The organism is Arthrobacter sp. 05L44, assembly GCF_056397605.1.
This window is the reverse complement of the sequence record NZ_JBFTNS010000008.1, coordinates 97,219-116,791: the sequence shown is the minus strand read 5'-3', so window position 1 is coordinate 116,791 and position 19,573 is coordinate 97,219. Positions and strand designations below refer to the sequence as shown.

At 68.9% G+C, this 19,573-nt stretch carries 20 protein-coding genes; 6 read left to right on the top strand and 14 right to left on the bottom strand.

What is annotated here, in order from left to right; translation table 11 throughout:
* Window positions 1-507: DUF222 domain-containing protein (locus AC1DHY_RS14250; RefSeq protein ID WP_476903796.1), on the bottom strand; the 507-nt coding region annotated here is incomplete at its 3' end.
* Between the two features lie 245 nt (window positions 508-752).
* Here AC1DHY_RS14250 and AC1DHY_RS14245 point away from each other — a divergent pair.
* Window positions 753-1,334, top strand: coding sequence for an NUDIX domain-containing protein (locus AC1DHY_RS14245; protein ID WP_476879099.1), 582 nt, complete (start codon window positions 753-755; stop codon window positions 1,332-1,334).
* Window positions 1,335-1,386: 52 nt separating this feature from the next.
* Here AC1DHY_RS14245 and AC1DHY_RS14240 read toward each other — a convergent pair whose 3' ends face one another.
* From AC1DHY_RS14240 to truB, 4 genes are all read right to left on the bottom strand, one after another.
* The gene (locus tag AC1DHY_RS14240; protein ID WP_476879098.1) at window positions 1,387-1,818 is read right to left on the bottom strand and encodes a MarR family winged helix-turn-helix transcriptional regulator; all 432 of its coding nucleotides are present in this window, start codon (window positions 1,816-1,818) and stop codon (window positions 1,387-1,389) included.
* A gap of 289 nt (window positions 1,819-2,107) precedes the next feature.
* Window positions 2,108-2,671, bottom strand: a complete 564-nt coding sequence (locus tag AC1DHY_RS14235; RefSeq protein ID WP_476903795.1) for a hypothetical protein — start codon at window positions 2,669-2,671, stop codon at window positions 2,108-2,110.
* Between the two features lie 22 nt (window positions 2,672-2,693).
* Window positions 2,694-3,047, bottom strand: a complete 354-nt coding sequence (locus tag AC1DHY_RS14230) for a hypothetical protein (protein WP_476880691.1) — start codon at window positions 3,045-3,047, stop codon at window positions 2,694-2,696.
* Window positions 3,048-3,049: 2 nt separating this feature from the next.
* Window positions 3,050-3,970, bottom strand: coding sequence for a tRNA pseudouridine(55) synthase TruB (gene truB / locus AC1DHY_RS14225; protein ID WP_476880690.1), 921 nt, complete (start codon window positions 3,968-3,970; stop codon window positions 3,050-3,052).
* 67 nt (window positions 3,971-4,037) lie between these two features.
* On the opposite strand from truB, the gene AC1DHY_RS14220 reads away from it, so the two are divergent.
* Together AC1DHY_RS14220 and AC1DHY_RS14215 are read left to right on the top strand one after the other, a co-directional pair.
* Window positions 4,038-5,201 carry a pyridoxal phosphate-dependent aminotransferase gene (locus AC1DHY_RS14220; RefSeq protein WP_476903794.1) on the top strand — a complete coding sequence of 388 codons (1,164 nt, stop codon included), beginning with the start codon at window positions 4,038-4,040 and terminating at the stop codon, window positions 5,199-5,201.
* 93 nt (window positions 5,202-5,294) lie between these two features.
* Complete coding sequence (locus AC1DHY_RS14215; protein WP_476880630.1) at window positions 5,295-5,492, top strand: hypothetical protein; 198 nt, start codon at window positions 5,295-5,297, stop codon at window positions 5,490-5,492.
* Here the strand turns inward: AC1DHY_RS14215 and trxA are convergent.
* The 6 genes from trxA to AC1DHY_RS14185 all read right to left on the bottom strand — a co-directional run bounded on the left by trxA (window position 5,469) and on the right by AC1DHY_RS14185 (window position 11,972).
* Window positions 5,469-5,912: a thioredoxin gene (trxA, locus tag AC1DHY_RS14210; protein WP_476880629.1), complete on the bottom strand. Its 444-nt coding sequence runs from the start codon at window positions 5,910-5,912 to the stop codon at window positions 5,469-5,471. The two genes, AC1DHY_RS14215 and trxA, sit on opposite strands and share 24 nt — an antisense overlap.
* Before the next feature lie 152 nt (window positions 5,913-6,064).
* Window positions 6,065-6,574, bottom strand: coding sequence for a 30S ribosome-binding factor RbfA (gene rbfA / locus AC1DHY_RS14205; protein ID WP_476880628.1), 510 nt, complete (start codon window positions 6,572-6,574; stop codon window positions 6,065-6,067).
* 239 nt (window positions 6,575-6,813) lie between these two features.
* The gene (infB, locus tag AC1DHY_RS14200; protein WP_476903793.1) at window positions 6,814-9,678 is read right to left on the bottom strand and encodes a translation initiation factor IF-2; all 2,865 of its coding nucleotides are present in this window, start codon (window positions 9,676-9,678) and stop codon (window positions 6,814-6,816) included.
* A gap of 152 nt (window positions 9,679-9,830) precedes the next feature.
* The gene (locus AC1DHY_RS14195) at window positions 9,831-10,172 is read right to left on the bottom strand and encodes a YlxR family protein (protein WP_476880634.1); all 342 of its coding nucleotides are present in this window, start codon (window positions 10,170-10,172) and stop codon (window positions 9,831-9,833) included.
* Window positions 10,173-10,377: 205 nt separating this feature from the next.
* Window positions 10,378-11,358 carry a transcription termination factor NusA gene (gene nusA, locus AC1DHY_RS14190; protein ID WP_476903792.1) on the bottom strand — a complete coding sequence of 327 codons (981 nt, stop codon included), beginning with the start codon at window positions 11,356-11,358 and terminating at the stop codon, window positions 10,378-10,380.
* Window positions 11,358-11,972, bottom strand: a complete 615-nt coding sequence (locus tag AC1DHY_RS14185; protein ID WP_476879519.1) for a ribosome maturation factor RimP — start codon at window positions 11,970-11,972, stop codon at window positions 11,358-11,360. The genes nusA and AC1DHY_RS14185 overlap by 1 nt, the downstream gene beginning before the upstream one ends.
* A 145-nt stretch (window positions 11,973-12,117) precedes the next feature.
* Between AC1DHY_RS14185 and AC1DHY_RS14180 the strand changes: the two genes are divergently transcribed.
* The 3 genes from AC1DHY_RS14180 (at window position 12,118) to AC1DHY_RS14170 (ending at window position 15,159) form a co-directional block, all read left to right on the top strand.
* The gene (locus AC1DHY_RS14180; RefSeq protein WP_476879518.1) at window positions 12,118-13,197 is read left to right on the top strand and encodes a DUF4439 domain-containing protein; all 1,080 of its coding nucleotides are present in this window, start codon (window positions 12,118-12,120) and stop codon (window positions 13,195-13,197) included.
* Between the two features lie 142 nt (window positions 13,198-13,339).
* Window positions 13,340-14,071, top strand: a complete 732-nt coding sequence (locus AC1DHY_RS14175; protein WP_476879517.1) for a VIT1/CCC1 transporter family protein — start codon at window positions 13,340-13,342, stop codon at window positions 14,069-14,071.
* Window positions 14,072-14,091: 20 nt separating this feature from the next.
* Complete coding sequence (locus AC1DHY_RS14170) at window positions 14,092-15,159, top strand: aminoglycoside phosphotransferase family protein (RefSeq protein ID WP_476903791.1); 1,068 nt, start codon at window positions 14,092-14,094, stop codon at window positions 15,157-15,159.
* On the opposite strand, the gene AC1DHY_RS14165 is transcribed toward AC1DHY_RS14170, so the two are convergent.
* The 3 genes from AC1DHY_RS14165 to AC1DHY_RS14155 all read right to left on the bottom strand — a co-directional run bounded on the left by AC1DHY_RS14165 (window position 15,156) and on the right by AC1DHY_RS14155 (window position 19,267).
* Complete coding sequence (locus tag AC1DHY_RS14165) at window positions 15,156-16,562, bottom strand: pyridoxal phosphate-dependent decarboxylase family protein (protein ID WP_476879515.1); 1,407 nt, start codon at window positions 16,560-16,562, stop codon at window positions 15,156-15,158. The genes AC1DHY_RS14170 and AC1DHY_RS14165 overlap by 4 nt on opposite strands.
* Before the next feature lie 84 nt (window positions 16,563-16,646).
* A complete protein-coding gene (locus AC1DHY_RS14160; RefSeq protein WP_476879514.1) occupies window positions 16,647-17,441 on the bottom strand; it encodes a sulfite exporter TauE/SafE family protein in 795 nt (264 codons plus the stop codon).
* Between the two features lie 20 nt (window positions 17,442-17,461).
* Entirely contained in the window at window positions 17,462-19,267 is a 1,806-nt protein-coding gene (locus AC1DHY_RS14155; RefSeq protein WP_476879513.1) for a proline--tRNA ligase, read from the bottom strand.
* Window positions 19,268-19,573 lie beyond the last annotated feature (306 nt).

Below are 19,573 nucleotides of genomic sequence, written 5' to 3'. Positions count from 1 at the left end.
GGCGTCGATCCAGCGGCGGGCGATGCGGGTGAGGAAGTCCGGGTCGTACTCGGTGGCGGTGGCGGTCAGGGCGTGTTCCATCCGGGTGCTGGTCCCGGGGTCGGTGACGGGCCGGACCCGGTCCAGGGCCTGGCTGATGATCGTGGCGGGCCGGGAACCGACGGTTCCGTTGGCGAGGGCGGCGCCGAGTTCCTCGTGCCGGGGTGCCAGGGGCTGGCCGGTGCTCCCGGTGCGGGGCAGCACGGTCCCGGCCAGGGCGAGCCGGCGGTGGGCTTCGGTGGCGCTGATGTGCAGGCGGGCGCGGAGGAAATCCCCGGCCCGCCGGTACCCGTCATCCAGGACCGGGTCATTGGTGGCAGCGGCTTCGGTGCGGGTGCGTTCGACCGCGGCCGCGCCGATCAGTTGCAGGTATTCCACGGTCCGGGAGATCTCCTCGACCCGGGCGGCGAACTCCGCGGCCTCACCGATCCCGAACAACGCGGCGTCCGCGGCCGCCGTCGCGCTCAACCCCCGCAAGTCCTCCAGCACCCGACCCAACACCGCACCGCCCGCAAGCTCACAGCCCGGCTGCGCCCCGCGCTGATCACCGTCCGGCCCACCAGCCGGACGAAACGCGAGAGCTGCACCGCTTCCCATAAACCAAGTCTCCCAAGGGGGTACGACATAATAGCGACCACCGGGATTATGAGCTCACGCTACGCGGGCAGGCCCATCCCGGCGCGTGCCGCCCGCAGAAATGGCAGACTGGCAGCATGACTGACCCTGCCACACCGAACCCCTCCGGATCGTCGTCCCCTGAAGGGCAGGCTCCGGGGCCTTACCTTGGGCCGCGCCGGCCACTGGGGCCACGCGACCCCGGCGATGCCTGGGTGGAGGGCGAACACGGCCGCTTCTGGGGCCGGTTCGGTTCTGCGGGGTTGCTTGTGCACGACGCGGCGAAGGGTGTGCTCTTGCAGCACCGCGCCACGTGGAGCGACCAAGGCGGAACGTGGGGGCTCCCCGGCGGGGCATTGCATCAGGGTGAGGACGCCGTCAACGGCGCGCTCCGGGAGGCCCACGAGGAGGCCGCCGTTCCGCCCGGTTCGGTCCGCGTACTTTTTACCTCGGTGTTCGACGTCGGATATTGGTCCTACACGACCGTGGCCGCGCAGGTGATCGAGCCCTTCGAAGCGGAGATCAGCGACCCCGAGAGTATCGAACTGCAATGGGTCACGCTCGACGCCGTGAGCCAGAAGGAGCTGCACCCGGGGTTTGCGGCCGCTTGGCCGGCGTTGCGCCGCGGACTTCAGGAACCCGACGCGATGGCCACCCCGTTGCCCGGTTCCCGGTCCTAGTCACCGGCTTCCCGGCTTAGTCCACGGTTCCCGGGCCTAGTACCGCCCGGCTCTAGGACCGGCCAGGAACCTCGAAGGCCGCCAGGATCCTCACCAGATCGTGCTGCAGCGTGGTCCAGCCTTCGATGTCTTCGGGGAGGGCGTCGCGCTCGATCTGATGCGCCGTCGCCAGTGCGGTGCTGCCGGAGGCCGTCAGCGCCACCGAGAACTGTCGGCGGTCGCGCTGGTCCTTGGTCCGGCTGACCAGGCCCGACTCTTCAAGCCGCAGCAAAACCTTGCCCAGGGACTGGCTTTGCACCGCGATCCGGCGCGCCAGTTGCTCCTGATTGAGTGGCCCTCCGGCGAGGCCCTGGAGGGCGATGACTGCGGCATGGGTCAAACCCAACGCCGCCAATGCCTGGTCCTTGCGGCGTTCGACCAGCCGCGCGGCCATGGACAGCAACTGGTCCGTCCGCCATTTTTTTAGCTCCGATTCGGCGCTCATCCGCGGCGCCCCAGTCGGCTAAGAATGCTGCGCGCCGCACATGGCGTATCGCGGCGTGTACCGGCCTGACCGGATTCCCATCCTGCTCGGGGAACGGCGTTCATAATCCTCATGATGCCTCCCTGGCTCCGCTGGACCCACCTGGGTGCGCCGCTATCCGCGGCGTTGCTCCCACACTACAATAAGCATGCTTACTATGACTTTGGCAAGTTTGCTTACTAATCCGTGCACGGCCGTCATCGCGGCAAGGACCCGTCCCGGGTCGGAAGGATTGTGCTGCTGCCTGCGTCTAGGGCCGTCGCGGCGCGGGCCGCCGGCGGTACAGCCAGCTCAGACCGAGGATGGGCAGCAGCAGCGGAATGAATCCGTAGCCCCGGCCGAACAAGGACCAGACCGTTTCATGGGGGAAGTTCACCGAGTCGAACAGGCTGAGTGCGCCGACCACAAGGACGCCGACCAGCTCCACCAGCACTGCCGTCACGGAGACCTTGAACCAGGTACGTCCGGCTTTCGCGAGCGAGACAGTCGCCACGATGTAGACGACGGCGGCAAACGCCGACAGCAGGTACGCCAGCGGCGCTTCGGAGAACTTCGTCAGGATCTGGTACCCGGCCCGCGCCGTGGCCGAGAGGGCGAACACCGCATAGACCGCGATCAGCAGCCGGCCGGGGCCGGTATTGCGCGTGTCCTTCGCCGCCGCGGCTGTGCCGCCGGCCGTAGCATCTGTGCCGCCGGCGGGAGCGTCCGACGCCGGAGTCGACGCCGGAGTCGACGCCGGGGCCGTAGCCTCCGTGCCGCCTGCGGCCGCCGCCGTAGTTCCGGAGTCGCCAGTGCCTTGTTGGGGAGCTGCCATGTTCTTCTTTGCCTCTTCCACGTCAGTACCAGATCTGGTTCATTCGGGCCGCCATCACCAGCGCGGTGACGCCGACAGCCGCCAGCACAAAATTGCTCCACCGGGTGCGTTCCAGGATGGACCAGTACACCGCACCGACGGGAAGCATCAGCGCGGTGACCAGATATCCCCAGAATTCCCAGGGCTCACCGGCGATCCGCTCCCCCGAGGCGACCCGGACAATCGAACCAACCAGGTACACCAGCAGGGACAGTTCAACGGCGGCCACCGACAGGATGGTGGCATCGTTCGGGGCCTTCTTCATGATGCCGGCGCCCAGGCACAGCAGGGTGGAGAGCAAACCGACCACCAGGATGATGTAGAAGTACGCGTCCACGCTCAGCCCGCCGGCTTCTCGTTGTCCGGCGCGAAAACCAGCACGGGTTTGGCGTAGCTGCCGGCGTCGGCCAGGAGGGCCACGAGGGAACCGTCGGGCGCGAAGGCAGCGGCAGGCTGTTCCGGCGTCGCGGCCCCCGGTGTCCCTGCGGCAGCACCGGCGGAGATCCGCCGCCCGAAGGACAGCTCCGTGGTCTCTTCAGCGGTGAGGTCGCGGTTGGGCATCAGCGCCCGGGCGGCCTGCGACATCTCCAGCACGTTCAGTTCCTCGGCGAGCTCTTCGAGGGTGCGCGCCTGGTCCAGCGTGTAGGGCCCCACCTGTGTCCGGCGCAGCGCGGTGAGGTGGCCGCCGACGCCCAGGGCGCCGCCGAGGTCCCGAGAGAGGGCACGGATGTACGTCCCGGATGAACACTCCACGGTGACATCGAGGTCCAGGGCCTCGCCGTCGTTGGCCCGGCGGAGCTCATGGAGCTCGAAGCGGTGGATGGTCACGGGACGCGCGGCGAGTTTGACCTCTTCACCGGAGCGGACCCGGGCATAGGCACGCTCGCCGTTGACCTTGATGGCGCTGACACTGCTGGGGACCTGCTGGATTTCCCCCGTCAGCTCTGCGATCCCGGCGCGGACGGCGTCCTCGGTCACGGCGGCGGCGCTGGCCGTGGCAGTGACCTCGCCCTCGGCGTCGTCAGTAATGGTCGACTCACCCAGACGGATGGTGGCGGTGTACGTCTTGGAGGTTCCCACGATGTAGGTCAGGAGGCGGGTCGCCTTGTTGATCCCGAGCACCAGCACCCCCGTGGCCATCGGATCAAGGGTCCCGGCGTGGCCCACCTTTCGGGTACCGGCGATCCGCCGCATCCGTCCAACCACATCGTGGCTGGTCCAGCCTTGCGGCTTGTCCACTATCACCAGTCCAGAAAGCACGCCTCCCAGTATATCCGCGCCGAAGATGCCCCCGGTCCGGACTCCGTCCGCGGCTAGGATGGCAGACATGCCCGAGCTTGCAGCCCACGTCCGCGACGTACCCGTCAACCAGATCCGCGAGATTACCGAGGCCGCCTGGCACACGCCCGGCGCGATTGTGCTCAGCATCGGCGAGCCGGGTTTCGCCCTCCCCCGCCACATCCTCGCCGCCGGGATGGCGTGCCTGGACCGGGACGAGACCAACTACACGCCCAACGCCGGCATTCCCGCGCTCAGAGAAGCGTTCGCGGCGAGGTTCCGGGAACACAATGCGACGCCGGTGGGCGCGGACCGCGTGTACGTGGTCGACGGCGCCCAGCAGGGCCTGCATTTCGCGATGACCCTGCTGCTCTCCCCCGGCGACGAGATCCTGATCCCCAACCCGGGCTATCCCACGTTCGCGATGACGAGCCGGCTGTTGCACGCCGTCCCCGTGGAGTACCCGCTGTACCCGGACCACGCGTTCCAGCCCCGGGTCGAAGACATCGAGGCCCTGATCACGCCGCGCACCAAGGTCCTGGTGCTCAACTCCCCGTCCAACCCGCTTGGTGCGGTCCTGGGCGCCGACCTCACCCGCAGCCTGGTGGAGCTGGCCGTCCGGCACGACCTCTGGATCATTTCGGACGAGTGTTACGAGGCCTTCACCTACGACGTCCCGCATGTCAGCCCGGCGCGGTTCGACAGCGACGTTCCCGGCGAGGCCCGGGTGTTCACCTCCCTGACCCTGTCCAAAACCTACGGCCTGACGGGCTTGCGGATCGGCGCGCTGGTCTGCCCGCCCGGGCTCGAACAGCAGATGAACAACGTGATGGAGGCGATCGTCTCCTGCGTGGCATCACCCTCGCAGTACGCTGCCCTCGCGGCCCTGACCGGACCGCAGGACTACGTCAGCCACGCCCACGCGCACTACCGCGCGAACCGGGACGCCGCCTCAGCAGTGCTGGAATCCAAGGGCATTCCCTTCCTCACGGCCCAGGGCGCCTTTTACCTCTGGGCGGACGTCTCGCACGTCAGCGGCGGCGACGTCCGGTCCTGGGTGCGGCGCTTCCTCGCGGACGCCGGAGTGTCCTTCGCCCCGGGTACCGCGTTCGGGTCGATCGGCGAGGGCTGGATCCGGATTGCCCTGTGCGGGGGCCAGGCGGAGCTTGTGGAGGGCGTCGGCAGGCTTCCCGCCCGCGGAGGGGCCCTCTAGTCCTACCGCGCGGCCGGACCAGGCAGTAGCCTGACCGGACGCGGGTGCGGGCGGATTCAGGGCGGGTGCGCGGCGGCCCGGGAGGAGGACCTCATGTGGTGGCAGGACTTGTTGTGGGGTATCTGGAACGGGATCACGGCCTGGATCATCCTGATTGCGCACGTGTTCGGCGCCTGGCGCGAGTTCCCCTTCTACAACACGGGACGGGCCGGCAACTGGTATGACTTCGGCTTCCTGCTGGGCATGGGCTCACCGTTGTTAGGCGGTTTAGGCGCCCGACGGCGGCGCTGACAGTGCGGTATCGAGCCAGGTAGCCAGTGCGGCTGCCGGCGGCGCCCCGGTTTGGCGGGCCACCACTTTCCCGCCTGACACCACCAGCATCGTTGGGATGGCCTGGACGTCGAAGCGCCGGGACAGGTCCGGCGAGGTGTCGACGTCGACCTTCACCAATTTGACCCGTCCGGCGCGTTCCCGGGCCAGCTTGTCCAGCACGGGGCTGACCATCCGGCACGGGCCGCACCAGGCGGCCCAGAAATCGACCAGGGCAGGCACCGGGGACTGCTCTGCGACCGCGGCAAAGTCGCCGTCGCCGGCCTCCACGATCCAGGGCAGGTGCGCGTGGCATTTGCCGCAGCGCGGACGGCCGGACCCGGTAGCCGGGACACGGTTGGTGGTGCCGCACGCCGGGCACTTGGTCAGGGCCTTCGTCACGGCCGGCCGCCGCCCGTGGGCTCGCCCGCAGTCATGGTTCCATGGGACGCTCCGGCCAGGCCGGGGCCTAGGGTCCAAAGTCCTCCGGGCCCAGACGGCACTGGCCGGCCCCGTTGCCGGGTCCGGCCAGTGCTGGTGATGACGGGTGGGGACTACTTGTTGCTGTCCTCGTCGACGTCGCGGTCAACGGTGAGGTCGGTATCTTCCTCATCGAAGTCGTCTTCGTCGAGTTCGATGTCCTCGGGGACGTCGCTCTTGTACGGGTCGGCGTCGCCGGCGTGCTTGGCACCGGCCGCGAGGGCAGCTACCTCGGCGTCGCGCTTCTTGGCGGCGCGCAGGAGCTCTTCGAGGTTGGAGGCCACAACCGGGATCTGGTCGGCGACGAATTCCAGCGTCGGCGTCAGCCGCACGGTGATGTTGCGGCCCACTTCCTGGCGCAGCACCCCCTTGGCCTTCTCCAGGCCCTTCGCGGCGTCCGACTGGGCAACCTCGTCGCCGAAGACGGTGTAGTAGACCGTGGCGTGCTGCAGGTCGTTGGTCACACGTGCGTCGGTGACGGTCACGCCCTCAAGCCGGGGATCCTTCACCCGGCGCCCCAGCGCCTCGGCAACAACAACCTTAATCCGCTGCGCCAACTTGGCAGCCCGTGCGGGATCAGCCATTTCCACTCCTAAAAATTTTGGATGTACGACGGCGCCGATGGGGCGGGGTCGCTCGTTTCAGTTTTCTGCCACGCACTATGGTGAGTCAACGACGGACCACCGTTGGAATTTCTCCGGCGGCCCGGGAGTGGCATCGGGCCTACCGAAGCTGGGCGGCAATGGATCGTAGATCCATTGCCGCCCAGCGAAGGGGCGGGGCCGCCGGAAAATTCCGACGGCCCCACCCGTGAAGCCACACCTTAGACGCGCGGCTTCTCGCGCATCTCGAAGGTCTCGATGATGTCACCTTCGTTGATGTCGTTGTACGAGCCAAGACCGATACCACACTCGAAGTCCGTGCGGACCTCGGTGGCGTCGTCCTTGAAGCGCTTGAGCGTCTCAACGGTGAGGTTGTCGCCGATGATCTTGCCGTCGCGGCTGATGCGGGCCTTGGCGTTGCGCCGGATAACACCCGAGCGGACGATCGAGCCTGCAATGTTGCCGAACTTGGAGGAACGGAACACTTCGCGGACCTCGGCGGTGCCAAGCTGGACCTCTTCGTACTCCGGCTTGAGCATGCCCTTGAGGGCTGCTTCGATGTCATCAATTGCTGCGTAGATGACGGAGTAGAAGCGCATGTCCACGCCTTCGCGGTCTGCCAGTTCGGCAACACGCTCGGCGGGCTTGACGTTGAAGCCGATGATAACGGCGGAGTCGACCGTTGCCAGGTTGACGTCGTTCTGCGTGATCGCACCGACACCGCGGTGGATAACGCGGAGCTGGACACCCTCGCCAACGTCGATCTTGAGCAGCGCGTCCTCGAGGGCTTCGACGGCACCGGACACGTCACCCTTGAGGATGAGGTTGAGGGTGTCGATCTTGCCGTCGGCGACGGCCTGGTCGAAGTCTTCCAGGCTGATGCGCTTGCGGCGCTTGGCCAGGGCGGCGTTGCGGTCGGCAGCTTCACGCTTCTCGGCGATCTGGCGGGCGGTGCGCTCGTCAGCGGTCACGAAGAAGGTGTCACCGGCGCGCGGGACGTTGGACAGACCCAGCACCTGCACGGGGCGGGACGGGCCGGCCTCGGTCAGTGCACTGCCGTCGTCGTCGAACATGGCGCGGACGCGGCCGTGGGCCGTGCCTGCCACAATCGTGTCGCCGACGTGCAACGTACCGGACTGGACCAGAACAGTGGCCACGGAACCGCGGCCCTTGTCCAGGTTTGCTTCGATCGCGATACCGCGGGCGTCCTTGTTCGGGTTGGCGCGCATGTCCAGGGCAGCGTCCGCGGTGAGCAGGACAGCCTCGAGCAGCTCGTCGATGTTGAGGTTCTGGCGGGCAGAGACCTCAACGAACATGGTGTCGCCACCGTACTCTTCCGGAACCAGGCCGTACTCGGTCAGCTGGCCGCGGACCTTGTCCGGGTTGGCGCCTTCCTTGTCGATCTTGTTCACGGCCACAACGATCGGCACGTTGGCCGCCTGCGCGTGGTTGAGGGCTTCAACGGTCTGGGGCATAACGCCGTCGTCCGCTGCAACCACGAGGATGGCGATGTCGGTGACCTTCGCACCACGGGCACGCATGGCGGTGAACGCCTCGTGGCCCGGGGTATCGATGAAGGTGATCTTGCGATCGGTGCCCTCGTGGTTGTGGGTGACCTGGTAGGCACCGATGTGCTGCGTAATGCCGCCGTGCTCGCCCGCCATAACGTCGGACTTGCGGATGGCATCGAGCAGTCGGGTCTTACCGTGGTCGACGTGGCCCATAACGGTGACTACCGGAGGACGTGCCTCGAGGTCGTCGTCGCCTTCGGCTTCCAGCTCGGCCTCGAAGTCGATGTCGAAGCCGGAGAGCAGCTCGCGCTCCTCGTCTTCCGGCGAAACAACCTGCAGCTTGTAACCCAGCTCCTCGCCGAGCAGCGCGAAGGTTTCCTCGTCCAGCGACTGCGTGGCCGTGGCCATTTCGCCGAGGTGGAAGAGGACCGTCACCAGCGCGGCGGGGTTTGCCTCGATCTTGTCGGCGAAGTCCGTGATGGACGAGCCGCGGCGGAGCCGGACAACGGTGTTGCCGTCGCCGCGGGGCACGCTCACGCCACCCAGCGACGGAGCACTCATCTGCTCCAGTTCCTGGCGCTTGGCACGCTTCGACTTGCGCTGCTTGCCACGGCCTGCGCCGCCCTTACCGAAGGCACCCTGGGTACCACCGCGACCGCGGCCACCCTTGCCGAAGCCACCGCCGGCCGGAGCGCCGCCGCCTGCGCCGGGACCACCGGTGCCGGGAGCACCCGGACGGCCCGGGCCGCGGCCGCCACCGGGACGGCCTGCACCTGCGGGTGCCGGACGTTCGGTGCGGTTAGGCATCATGCCGGGAGTCGGACGGTTTCCGCCGGCTCCGGGACGGGCGCCGGGAGCGCCGGCCGGACGCGGTGCGCCCGGACGTGCACCGGCAGCACCGGCGGGACGCGGAGCGCCCGGACGGGGGCCGCCTGCGCCTGCTGCGGGACGGGGGCCGCCGGGGCGGTCGCCCTCGGTGCGGCTTCCGCCCGGACGCGGCATGCCCTGGGACGGCGCGAACGGGTTGTTACCCGGACGTGCGCCGCGTTCGTTGTCGCCACCGCGGCCGCGGGGCATGCCCTGGGACGTGGCGAACGGGTTGTTACCGGGACGGGGTCCGCCCGGCCGGGGAGCCGAACCGCCCTGGCGTGCCGGGGCAGCCGGGGTCTCAGCCTTCGGGGCCGGGCGTGCGCCCGGCTTGGCGCCAGCGGCCGGAGCAGCAGCGGCGTCGGCGGCAGGGGCGGCCGGGGCCGCTGCAGGCGCTTCAGCCGGTGCCGGGGCAGCCGGTGCAGCCGGAGCTTCAGTCTTGGATTCGGCAGCCTTCGGGGCGGCGGGGGCCGGCGCGGGCGCCGGACGTGTCGCGGCCGGGCTGGCCTTGGGGGCAGACGCGGGCGCTTCGGACTTCGAAGCTGCAGGCGCGTCAGGGTAGGCGTTGCGGAGCTTCCGCACCACGGGGGCCTCAATGGTGGAAGAGGCGGAGCGAACGAATTCGCCCAGTTCCTGCAGTTTGGTTACTGCATCTTTGGAAGTAATACCGAGCTCTTTAGCAAGCTCATGTACGCGGACCTTGGCCACATTTCTCCTGTCTCGGTCCGCACCGAGCCAGGCACGAACCGTCTACTTCTTACTGCGGGCCTCCGCCGCGAGTGCAGCTGGAAGGCCCATTGCAGAGCGCAACAAAGTTGTCATCGTTGCGCACTCATCGCTGGGAACTCATCGGGTTTCCATCAGTTTTCTGACCCGCTTTCAGGTTGGACGGTTGTTGCTGCGGCCACCGGGGTGTCCACTGCTTGCGTGCCTGCCATGATCCGGCGTTCGACGTCGGCGGTTCCGGCAGCGCCGTTGAGGGCGCGTCCGAACGCTCGACGTTTGACCGCCAGTGCCAGGCACTTTTCGCTGGGGTGCAGCCATGCTCCCCTGCCAGCCATCCGGCGTCGTTCATCCACTACGACGGCGGATGATCCGCCGGCGTCGGCAACGAGCCGGAGCAGCTCCGACCGCAGCCCCTTCTTCCGGCATCCGATGCACGTGCGCTGCGGCTGATTCCCGAGGTGTTGCACTTCTGCCACTACGAGTATCTTCCTGCCAGCCACGCCATTACCGTCCTCCGGACTTCCGGTCAGAAACCGGCCGTGCCGGAGGCACACAGATACCGGCCGTGAGGCGCGGTCATGTCTATTCTAGCCCCTCCGGCCCCGGACGCCCGAAACGGAGGGCGTTCGGCGGCCGGCGGACGCTGGGCCCCGGAGTCCGTGGATGGACCCCGGGCGCGGTCTACTTGTCGCGGTTCTCCGCGGCGTCGGAGACGATGTCGATCCGCCAGCCCGTGAGCTTGGCCGCCAGGCGCGCGTTCTGGCCTTCCTTGCCGATGGCGAGGGAAAGCTGGTAGTCCGGCACCACAACGCGGGCGGACCGGGTGGCCTCGTCCGTGATGGTGACCGAATTCACGCGCGACGGCGAGAGGGCACTGGCGATGAACGCGGCGGGATCGTCGCTGAAGTCGACAATGTCGATCTTTTCATCGTTCAGTTCGTTCATCACCGCACGCACACGGGAACCCATTTCGCCGATGCACGCACCCTTGGCGTTGATGCCGGGCGTGTTCGCCTTCACGGCGATTTTGGTGCGGTGCCCGGCCTCGCGGGCCAGTGCCACAATCTCGACCGAGCGGTCCGCGATTTCCGGGACCTCCAGCTCGAACAGTTTCCGGACGAGGCCGGGGTGGGAGCGGGAGAGCGTGATGGACGGGCCCTTGGTGCCGCGGTGCACGTCGATCACGAACGCGCGGAGCCGGTTGCCGTGGGTGTACTTCTCACCGGGAACCTGTTCGGGCGGGGGCAGGAGCGCCTCCACCGTACCGAGGTTGACCTGGATCATGTGCGGGTTGTTGCCCTGCTGGATGGTGCCGGCTACGAGTTCGCCTTCGCGGCCCTTGAACTGGCCCAGCACGTTGTCGTCCTCGGCGTCGCGGAGACGCTGCAGGATGATCTGGCGCGCGGTGCTCGCTGCGATGCGGCCGAAGCCGGCCGGGGTGTCCTCGAACTCGCCGATGGGTGCGCCGTCGTCGTCGATCTCGGTGGCCCAGATGGTCACGTGGCCGCTCTTCCGGTCAAGCTCGGCGCGGGCCTTCTCGAAGGCCCCCGGCGTCTTGTGATAGGCCACCAGCAGGGCCTGCTCGATGGTCGGAATCAGGAGGTCCAGCGGGATTTCACGCTCACGCTCCAGGAGTCTCAGTGCGCTCATGTCAATATCCATTAGGCCTCCTCGGAAGGTCCATTGTCGTTCTCCAGACCGGCCTCTTCGAGGTGGCTGAACTCTATCTCGACTTTTCCACTGCGGATCCTGTCGAAAGGAAGTTTGATGGGGTCGCCCTGTTTGGGCTTCATCCCCTTTTTGACGGGCAGTTCGGGAACCAGGGTCACCCCGCCGTCGTCCACCGCCTGGATACGGCCGGTGACGTTGTCGTCCTGGATGACGTTCACGGTCACAAGCCGGCCGCGGGCGCGGTGCCAGTGCCGTTCCTCGGTCAGCGGCCGCCCGACGCCGGGTGAGGACACCTCGAGGTCGTAGGGGCGCGAGTCGGAACCGGGATCGTTGTCCAGGGTGTCCGAGAGGGTCTTGGAGATCTCTGCAATGACGTCCAGGCTGACGCCGCCGGTCTCTTCCTGCGGAAGGTCCACCACCACATGGACCACCCGGTTGGCGCCGGCAACGTGGATGGAAACGTCTTCCAGGTACAGCCGGTTCGCCAGGACTGCGGGCTCCAGGAGCGCGTAGAGGCGCTCGGCTTCCAGATTGTGCGCGGGGGCGGCGTCAGCCTTCCCCGTCCCGGTCCGGTCTGTCGAAGTCGTGGCTTCTGCGTTGGTCATGATGCCGCCCGCCTCCCGCTAGATGATGTTGTGTCTACTAGCCTAGCGATATTCCCGGGGCCATGGTGCACTTCAGTTTCCTGCCGGCATGACAACATGGTCTGTTGTGAATGAGGACAGCAGGGAAAAACTTAGGCGGGTCAGGGTGCCCCGGCACCTGCCCAGGGTTGCCGTCCTGGTCTGCCTCGCCCTGGTGGTGGTGAGCCTGGGCCTGGTGTTTCGCCCCGGGAATCCGCCCAAACCGCCGGAAGCGTCCATTTCCCAGCGTGCCCGCGCCGCCGCCCTCGCCGACGCCCAGCACTTGCGGACCCTCGGCCAACAACTCAATGCCCCCTCGTCCGCGCAGGGCCGCCCCGCCGCTTCCGCGACAGTGCTGCCCTCCATCACCCGCACTGTGAGTTTGCTGACAACGCAGGCCCGTGCCCTCCTGGGCTCCGGACCGGAGACCGCCCCGGTGGCTACGGGATCCCCGTCCGCTTCCACGGCGACCCAAGCACCGGCACCCGCCACCGTGCCCCGGCTGGCTGCGGAGCTGGCCCGCAGCGGTCAGCAACGGCTCGCGGACGCGGCGACCGCCGACGGCGGAATGGCCAGGCTGCTGGCCGCCGTCGGGACGGGCCAGCTGCTGCAGGCCACGTCGCTCGCCGCCGCTGCCGGCATCCCGGATCCGGCACCGGCCGGTGCGGCCCCGGAGGCCGCGGCACCGGCACCGGCCGCCTCCTGCCCCGCAGACTCGGCATCGCCGTCGGCCGCTGCCAGCGGAAACGACGGGACCCCTGCCGGCAGCGCCGACCTGTCCGGCGCCCTCGCGGCGCTGATCCGCACCGAGCTGGAAACCGTGTACGACTACCAGGTGGCGTTGACCCGCCTTGACGGCGCCGCGGCGACGACGGCGGCCGGTTACCTGGCGCGGCACGAGGCCCTGATTTCTGGGGCCGAGTCGTGGAGCCGCGCCCATTGCGCCCCGATACCTCCCCGGGAGCCCGGCTACGCCCTGGATCCGGCGTTCCTCGCCTCCCCCGGCCCCGGGCTGGCCGCGCTGGAAACGGCGGCGCTCCCCGCGTACGGCGATCTGGTGGCGTTCAGCGACGGGGCGACCCGGACCTGGGCCATCGCCGGGCTGCTTGACGCGGCGCGGCGGGCCGCGGCCTGGGGCGCCACGACGGATGCGATCCCCGGGCTGGCCGCTGATCCGGGATCGTTCCCCACCCTGCCGGCCGGCTGACACCCGGCCGCATCGGGGCTGATCCCTCGCCGATCCCGGGCCGATCGCTGGCCGATCGCTGGCCGGCGGAGGCAAGGTCCGGCTTACCTTGCTTAGCCTTCCAATACTGGCCAGCCCGGGCCGCCGGTGATTTGCTGTACCCATGGAACTCAGCGGCGCAGCAGCCCTTCATGACAACGAGCCCCACCACAACGACATTGCGCACCGCCTCAACTGGCTCCGCGCAGGTGTCCTGGGCGCGAATGACGGCATCGTCTCGGTCGCCGCGATCGTCGTCGGCGTCGCTGGTGTCACCACGGATTCGGGTCCCATCCTCATCGCCGGCGCCGCAGGCGTGGTCGGCGGGGCCATCTCGATGGCGCTGGGCGAGTACGTATCGGTCAGCAGCCAAAAGGACAGCCAGGAGGCGCTGATCGAAAAGGAGCGCCGCGAACTGGCCGAACAGCCCGAGGAAGAACTGGCCGAGCTGGCCGCCATCTATCAGGCCAAGGGGCTCAGCCCGGAGACCGCCCGCACGGTGGCCACCGAACTCACCGCGCACGATGCCCTGGGCGCCCACCTGTCGGCCGAACTGCACATCGATGAAACGGACATCGTCAGCCCCTGGCACGCGGCCTTCGCCTCCGCCATCGCCTTCCTGATCGGCGCGATCCTGCCCATGCTGGCCATCCTGCTGCCGCCGGAAAACATCCGCGTCCCCCTGACATTCGTGGCCGTCCTTATTGCCCTCGCGGCGACCGGAGCCCTCGGTGCCTGGATCGGGGGCGGGTCGAAAATGAAGGCCGCCGTCCGGGTGGTCATCGGCGGCGCTGCGGCGCTGGTGGCGACGTTCCTGATCGGCAACTGGCTCGGGGCCAGCGGCATCGCGGCCTGACCGGCCACTACGCTGGAGCAATGACCAGTCCAGCCGCCGTTCCGATTCCGCCGGACCTCAGCCGCCGCTACGGCTCGAGCTGCGAGGGACGCGCCTGGCTGGCGTCGCTCCCCGCTCTGCTGAGCCAGTGCCTGGATCAGTGGCAGCTCGCAGCCGACCTGCCCCCGGATGCCCTTCCGTGGAACGGCCACGGCGCAATCGTCGTCCCGGTCCGGCGCTCGGACGGCGTTGCCGCTGCCCTGAAGATCGCCTACCCGCACGAGGAAGCCCTGCTGGAACGCCATGCCCTCGCACTGTGGGCCGGGCGCGGCGCTGTCCGGGTCCTCGCGGATGACCCGGACGCGGGCGCGCTCCTGCTGGAACGGCTCGACGCGGCCCGCTCGCTGCAGGATGTACCCCTGGACGCCGCCGCCGGGGTCTGGGGCGGCCTGATGCGCCAGCTGGGCCTTGTCCCGGATAGCCGGCCCGAATGGCGGGAGTTCGCCCATGTGGCGGCCCGGGCCGAGCAATGGAGCGATGAATTTCCGGAAACCTGGGAACGGCTGGGCCGGCCCTTCCCGCGCTGGCTGCTGGAAGCCGCCCTGGAGGTCTGCCAGACCCGGGGCGCGGTGGGCCGGCGGTCCGGCACGGACGTGCTGGTCCACACCGATCTGCACTTCCTGAACATCCTTGCCCGGCCCGGTTCGCCTGAGCGGTCCGTGGCTGTGGATGCCGCCGGCGGGGAGACCGGAGCCTGCGGCTTCACCGCAATCGACCCGCAGCCCATGATCGGGGAGGCGGAGTTCGCCGTGGCCCCGCTGCTCTGGAACCGGCTGGCCGAACTCCCCCGTGCAGGCGCCGGACCCGCGCTGCTGGCTCGCTGCGCCGAATTCAGCGCAGCCGGTGGCCTCGACGGCGAAACGGCGCGGCAGTGGGCCGTAGCCCGGGAGGTGGACAATGCCCTGTGGTACGCGGCCAAACGCGGCCACGGCGGCGATCTGTCCCGCTCCCTCTGGGTGGCGAGCACGCTCACCGGGAAGACCCTTGAGGGCCTGCCGGTCCCGCAAGAGCTACCCGAGCCGGGCGACGCCGTCAGCCTGCCGGGCTAACTGGTCGGCTGTTCCCGGACGGCCGCCAGTGCGTCGCGGACAGCGTCGACGGCGGTCTCCACGTCGCCGTCGCCGGTGCTCCAGTTGCTGACCGAGATCCGCAGGATGTCCCGGTCCTGCCAGTGCGAGCCGGACATCCAGACCCGCCCGTCGGCGATGATCCGGGCTGTCACGGCGCGGGTGGTGGAGTCGTCGCCGAAGGCCAGCGAAACCTGTGTGTAGTCGACGTCGTTCAGGACCTCCACCCCGTCAACCGCCGCTAGGCGCCGCGCCAGTTCCCCGGCGCGCTGCACCAGGGTCCTGACCTGGCCGGCCACCCCTGCGCGGCCCAGTGACTTCAGCGCCGCCCAGACCGGAACGCCGCGGGCCCGGCGGGAAAGTTCGGGGACGGTCTCGAGCGGATCCCCTGCCCCGTCCCCGGCCCGGATCAGGTAGCTGGTGTGCACCCCCATGGCGGAGCGCAGTGCCGTCCGGTCGCGGACCACAACGATCCCGCAGTCGTAGGGCACGTTGAGCGTCTTGTGGGCATCGGTGGCCCAGGAGTCGGCAAGGTCCATCCCGGCCGTCAGGTCCACGAGTTCGGGCACGGCGGCGGCCCACAACCCAAAAGCCCCGTCCACGTGGACCCAGGCGCCGTGGTCTTTCGCCACCCGGACCGCCTCGGCGAAGGGGTCGAACGCTCCGGAGTGCAGGTTTCCGGCCTGCAGGCAGACCAGCGCGGGGCCGGGTCCCTCCTGCCGGTCCAGTTCCCGCTCCAGTTCGGCCGGAATGATCCTGCCCTGCCGGTCGGCCGGAACCGGGGTGGGGGTGCCGAGCCCGAGGTACCGCAGGGCCAGGTCCACGGAGTCGTGCCGTTCCCTGCCTACAAGGCAGCGGATCCTGGGGGCGCCGAACAGCCCGTCGCGCTCGACGTTCCAGCCGGCGTCGTCCAGCAGCCGCCAGCGGGCCGCGGCCAGGCCGGCGAAGTTCGCCATGGTGGCGCCGGTGGTGAAGCCGACGTCGGACTCCGCGGGCAGGCCCAGCAGCCCGACGATCCAGTTCCCGGCGGCCTCCTCAATCGCCGAAACGGCCGGCGCCGCATAGCGCAGCACCGCATTCTGGTCCCAGGCGCTGACCAGCCAGTCCGCGGCCAGGGCGGCCGGAAGGGTGCCGCCGATCACCCAGCCGAAGAAACGGCCGGACGGCATCGCCATCAGCCCCGGCTCCGCCCGCTCCGCGAGGAACCCGACGACGTCGGCGGCCGGGGTTCCGGTGTCCGGCAAGGGGCCGCCAAACCCGGCAGCCAGGTCGGCCGCCGTCGCCGTGGGGGCCACCCTGCGGCTCGACTGGCTGGCCAGCCAGGCGCGGGCATACCGCACGGCCGCCTCCAAGGCGTCGTCGTAGGGATCCTGGCCGTCAGCCATAGCTGCATGCTACGCCTGACCGCACGCAACCGGGAGGGCAGCCCAGGGGGCTGAGGGCTGACGGGGCTGACGGGGCTGACAGGGTCAGGCGAAGGCGTCGTGCCAGACGTCGGAGCCGAGCTTGATGATCAGCGCGCCGACCACCACAAGGAACACAATCCGGATGAATTTGCTGCCCCGGCTGACCGCCGTCCGGGCGCCAAGGTAGCCGCCGGCCATGTTGGCGGCCCCCAGCACTAGGCCAAGGCCCCACAGCAGCGACCCGTGCGGGAGGAAGAACATCAGGGCGCCGGCGTTGGTGGCCATGTTGACGATCTTGGCCTTGGCACTGGCCTCCAGGAAGGCGTAGCCCATCGCGGAGACCAGCGCGATGATCAGGAAGGATCCAGTGCCGGGTCCGATCAGGCCGTCGTAGAACCCGATCACGGCGCCGATCAGGCAGGCCACCACGTAGTGCCGGTGGCCGTTGTGCCGCAGTTGGGTCAGCTCCCCCACGTTGGGCCGGAACGCGGTGAAGAGGGCGACGGCGATCAGCGCGGCAACAATGATCGGTTTGAACACGCTGGCGGGCAGGTTGGCCGCGAGCACCGCCCCGCCGAAGCTCCCGGCCAGCGCAATCACCGCCATGGGTATGGCGGTGCGCAGGTCAGGCCGGACGCGCCGGTAGAACGTGATGGTGCTGGTGGTGGTGCCGAAGATGGAGCCCATCTTGTTGGTGGCCAGCGCCTGGACCGGGCTGATCCCGGGCACCAGCAGCATCACCGGGAGCTGGATCAGTCCGCCGCCGCCCACCACCGCGTCAACCCAGCCGGCCGCGAAGCCGGCCACAATGACCAGGATGAGCGTGGCGAGCTGGATGGATTCAAGTCCGGAGACCATTCCCTGCAACGCCGGGAGGGTCAGTTGCCGCGGACGGCGTTGACGACGAAGTCGACAGCCTTGTCCACGGCCACGTTCTCGGCTTCGCCGCTGCGGCGGTCCTTGATCTCCACCACACCGTCCACCAGTCCGCGCCCGACGGCGAGGATCGTCGGAACGCCCACGAGATCGGCGTCGCCGAACTTCACGCCCGGGGAGACCTTGGGACGGTCGTCGTAGATAACCTCGAGTCCGGCGGCCTCGAGGTCGAGTGCCAGCTGCTCCGCTGCCGCGAAGATTTCCTCGCCGCGGCCCACGGCGACAACGTGGACGTCGGCCGGCGCGACGGCGCGCGGCCAGACCAGGCCCTTGTCATCGTGGTTGGACTCGGCCAGCGCGGCCACAGCACGGGTGACGCCGACGCCGTAGGAGCCCATGGTAACCACCACCTGCTTGCCGTTCTGGTCCAGGACCTTGAGGTCCAGGGCAGCGGCATACTTGCGGCCGAGCTGGAAGATGTGGCCCATCTCGATGCCGCGCGCGGTCTCCAGGGGGCCGGAGCCGTCCGGTGCCGCATCGCCGGCGCGCACCTCAGTGGCCTCGATGACGCCGTCCCAGCCGAAGTCGCGGCCGGCGACCAGGCCGAAGACGTGCTTGCCGGCCTCGTTGGCGCCGGTCACCCAGGCGGAGCCGCGGACAACCCGTGGGTCCACGAGGTAGAGCAGCTTGGCGGCGCCCTCGGCGCCCAGCAGCGGCGCGTCCAGGGCCAGGCCGGGGCCGATGTAGCCCTTGACCAGGAGCGGTTGCTTCTTGAGGTCTTCCTCGTTGGCGGCCTCCAGCGTGATTTCGCCGGCGATCGGCAGGAAGGCCCCAATGTTGGCTTCGACGCGCTTGAGGTCGACGCCGCGGTCGCCGGGGACGCCGATGACCACCAGCTGCCGTTCGCCGGTGGGCAGCGTCACGGCGAGAACGACGTTCTTGAGGGTGTCGGCGGCGGTCCACTCGCCGCCGTCGTTCCGGGGAACCAGGGTGTTGGCGGCGTCGACCAGGGTTTCGATGGTCGGGGTGTCCGGGGTGTCCCGGACCTCGGCCGCCGGGGCGTTGCTGAAGTCGATCTCGGCGGGCACAACGGTGGTGACGGCCTCGACGTTGGCTGCGTAGCCGCCGGCGGAGCGCACAAAGGTGTCCTCGCCGATCTCGGTGGGGTGCAGGAATTCTTCACTCTTGGACCCGCCCATGGCACCAGCCGTGGCGGCAACCGGGACGACCTCCAGGCCGAGGCGCTCGAAGATCTTCAGGTAGGCGGAGCGGTGCGCGGCGTAGCTGGCGTCCAGGCCGGCGTCGTCGACGTCGAAAGAGTAGGAGTCCTTCATGATGAACTCGCGGCCGCGCAGCAGGCCCGCCCGCGGACGGGCCTCGTCGCGGTACTTGTTCTGGATCTGGTAGATGCTCAGCGGCAGGTCCTTGTACGAGGAGTACAGGTCCTTGACCAGGAGGGTGAACATTTCCTCGTGCGTCGGCGCCAGCAGGTAGTCGTTGCCCTTGCGGTCCTGGAGCCGGAAGATGCCTTCGCCGTATTCGGTCCAGCGGTTGGTCGCCTCGTAGGGTTCCTTGGGCAGCAGCGCCGGGAAGTGGACTTCCTGCGCTCCGATCGCGGTCATTTCCTCCCGGATGATCTCCTCGACCCGGCGCAGCACGCTGAGCCCCAACGGCAGCCACGTGTAGATGCCCGGAGCGGCCCGGCGGATGTAGCCGGCACGGACCAGGAGCCGGTGGCTGGCTACCTCGGCGTCGGCGGGATCTTCACGCAGGGTGCGCAGGAATAGCTTGGAAAGTCGAAGGACCACTGAAAGGTATCCGTTTCTGAGGAAGTGCGGGGGCGGACCGGTAGTTAGGAAAATGTCCAGACACTAATCTACCGCCAAGCCACCGCCGGAAATCCCGCCTGGAATGGGAAGAGCCACGCCATGACACGGAAGCCCCTGGCCGTTTCCGGCTGGTCATCCTGTGATGGCGTGGCCCCTGCGACCCCAGAGCCGCTCTGTCCACGGCTGCCGGTGTACCTGATCCTGCCCTTTCGGGCGGTCCCTGCAGCCAGTGGTTGGTTCATTCCTGAGACCGCTCGCGCCTGCTCAGCGCGGCTAGCTAGAACC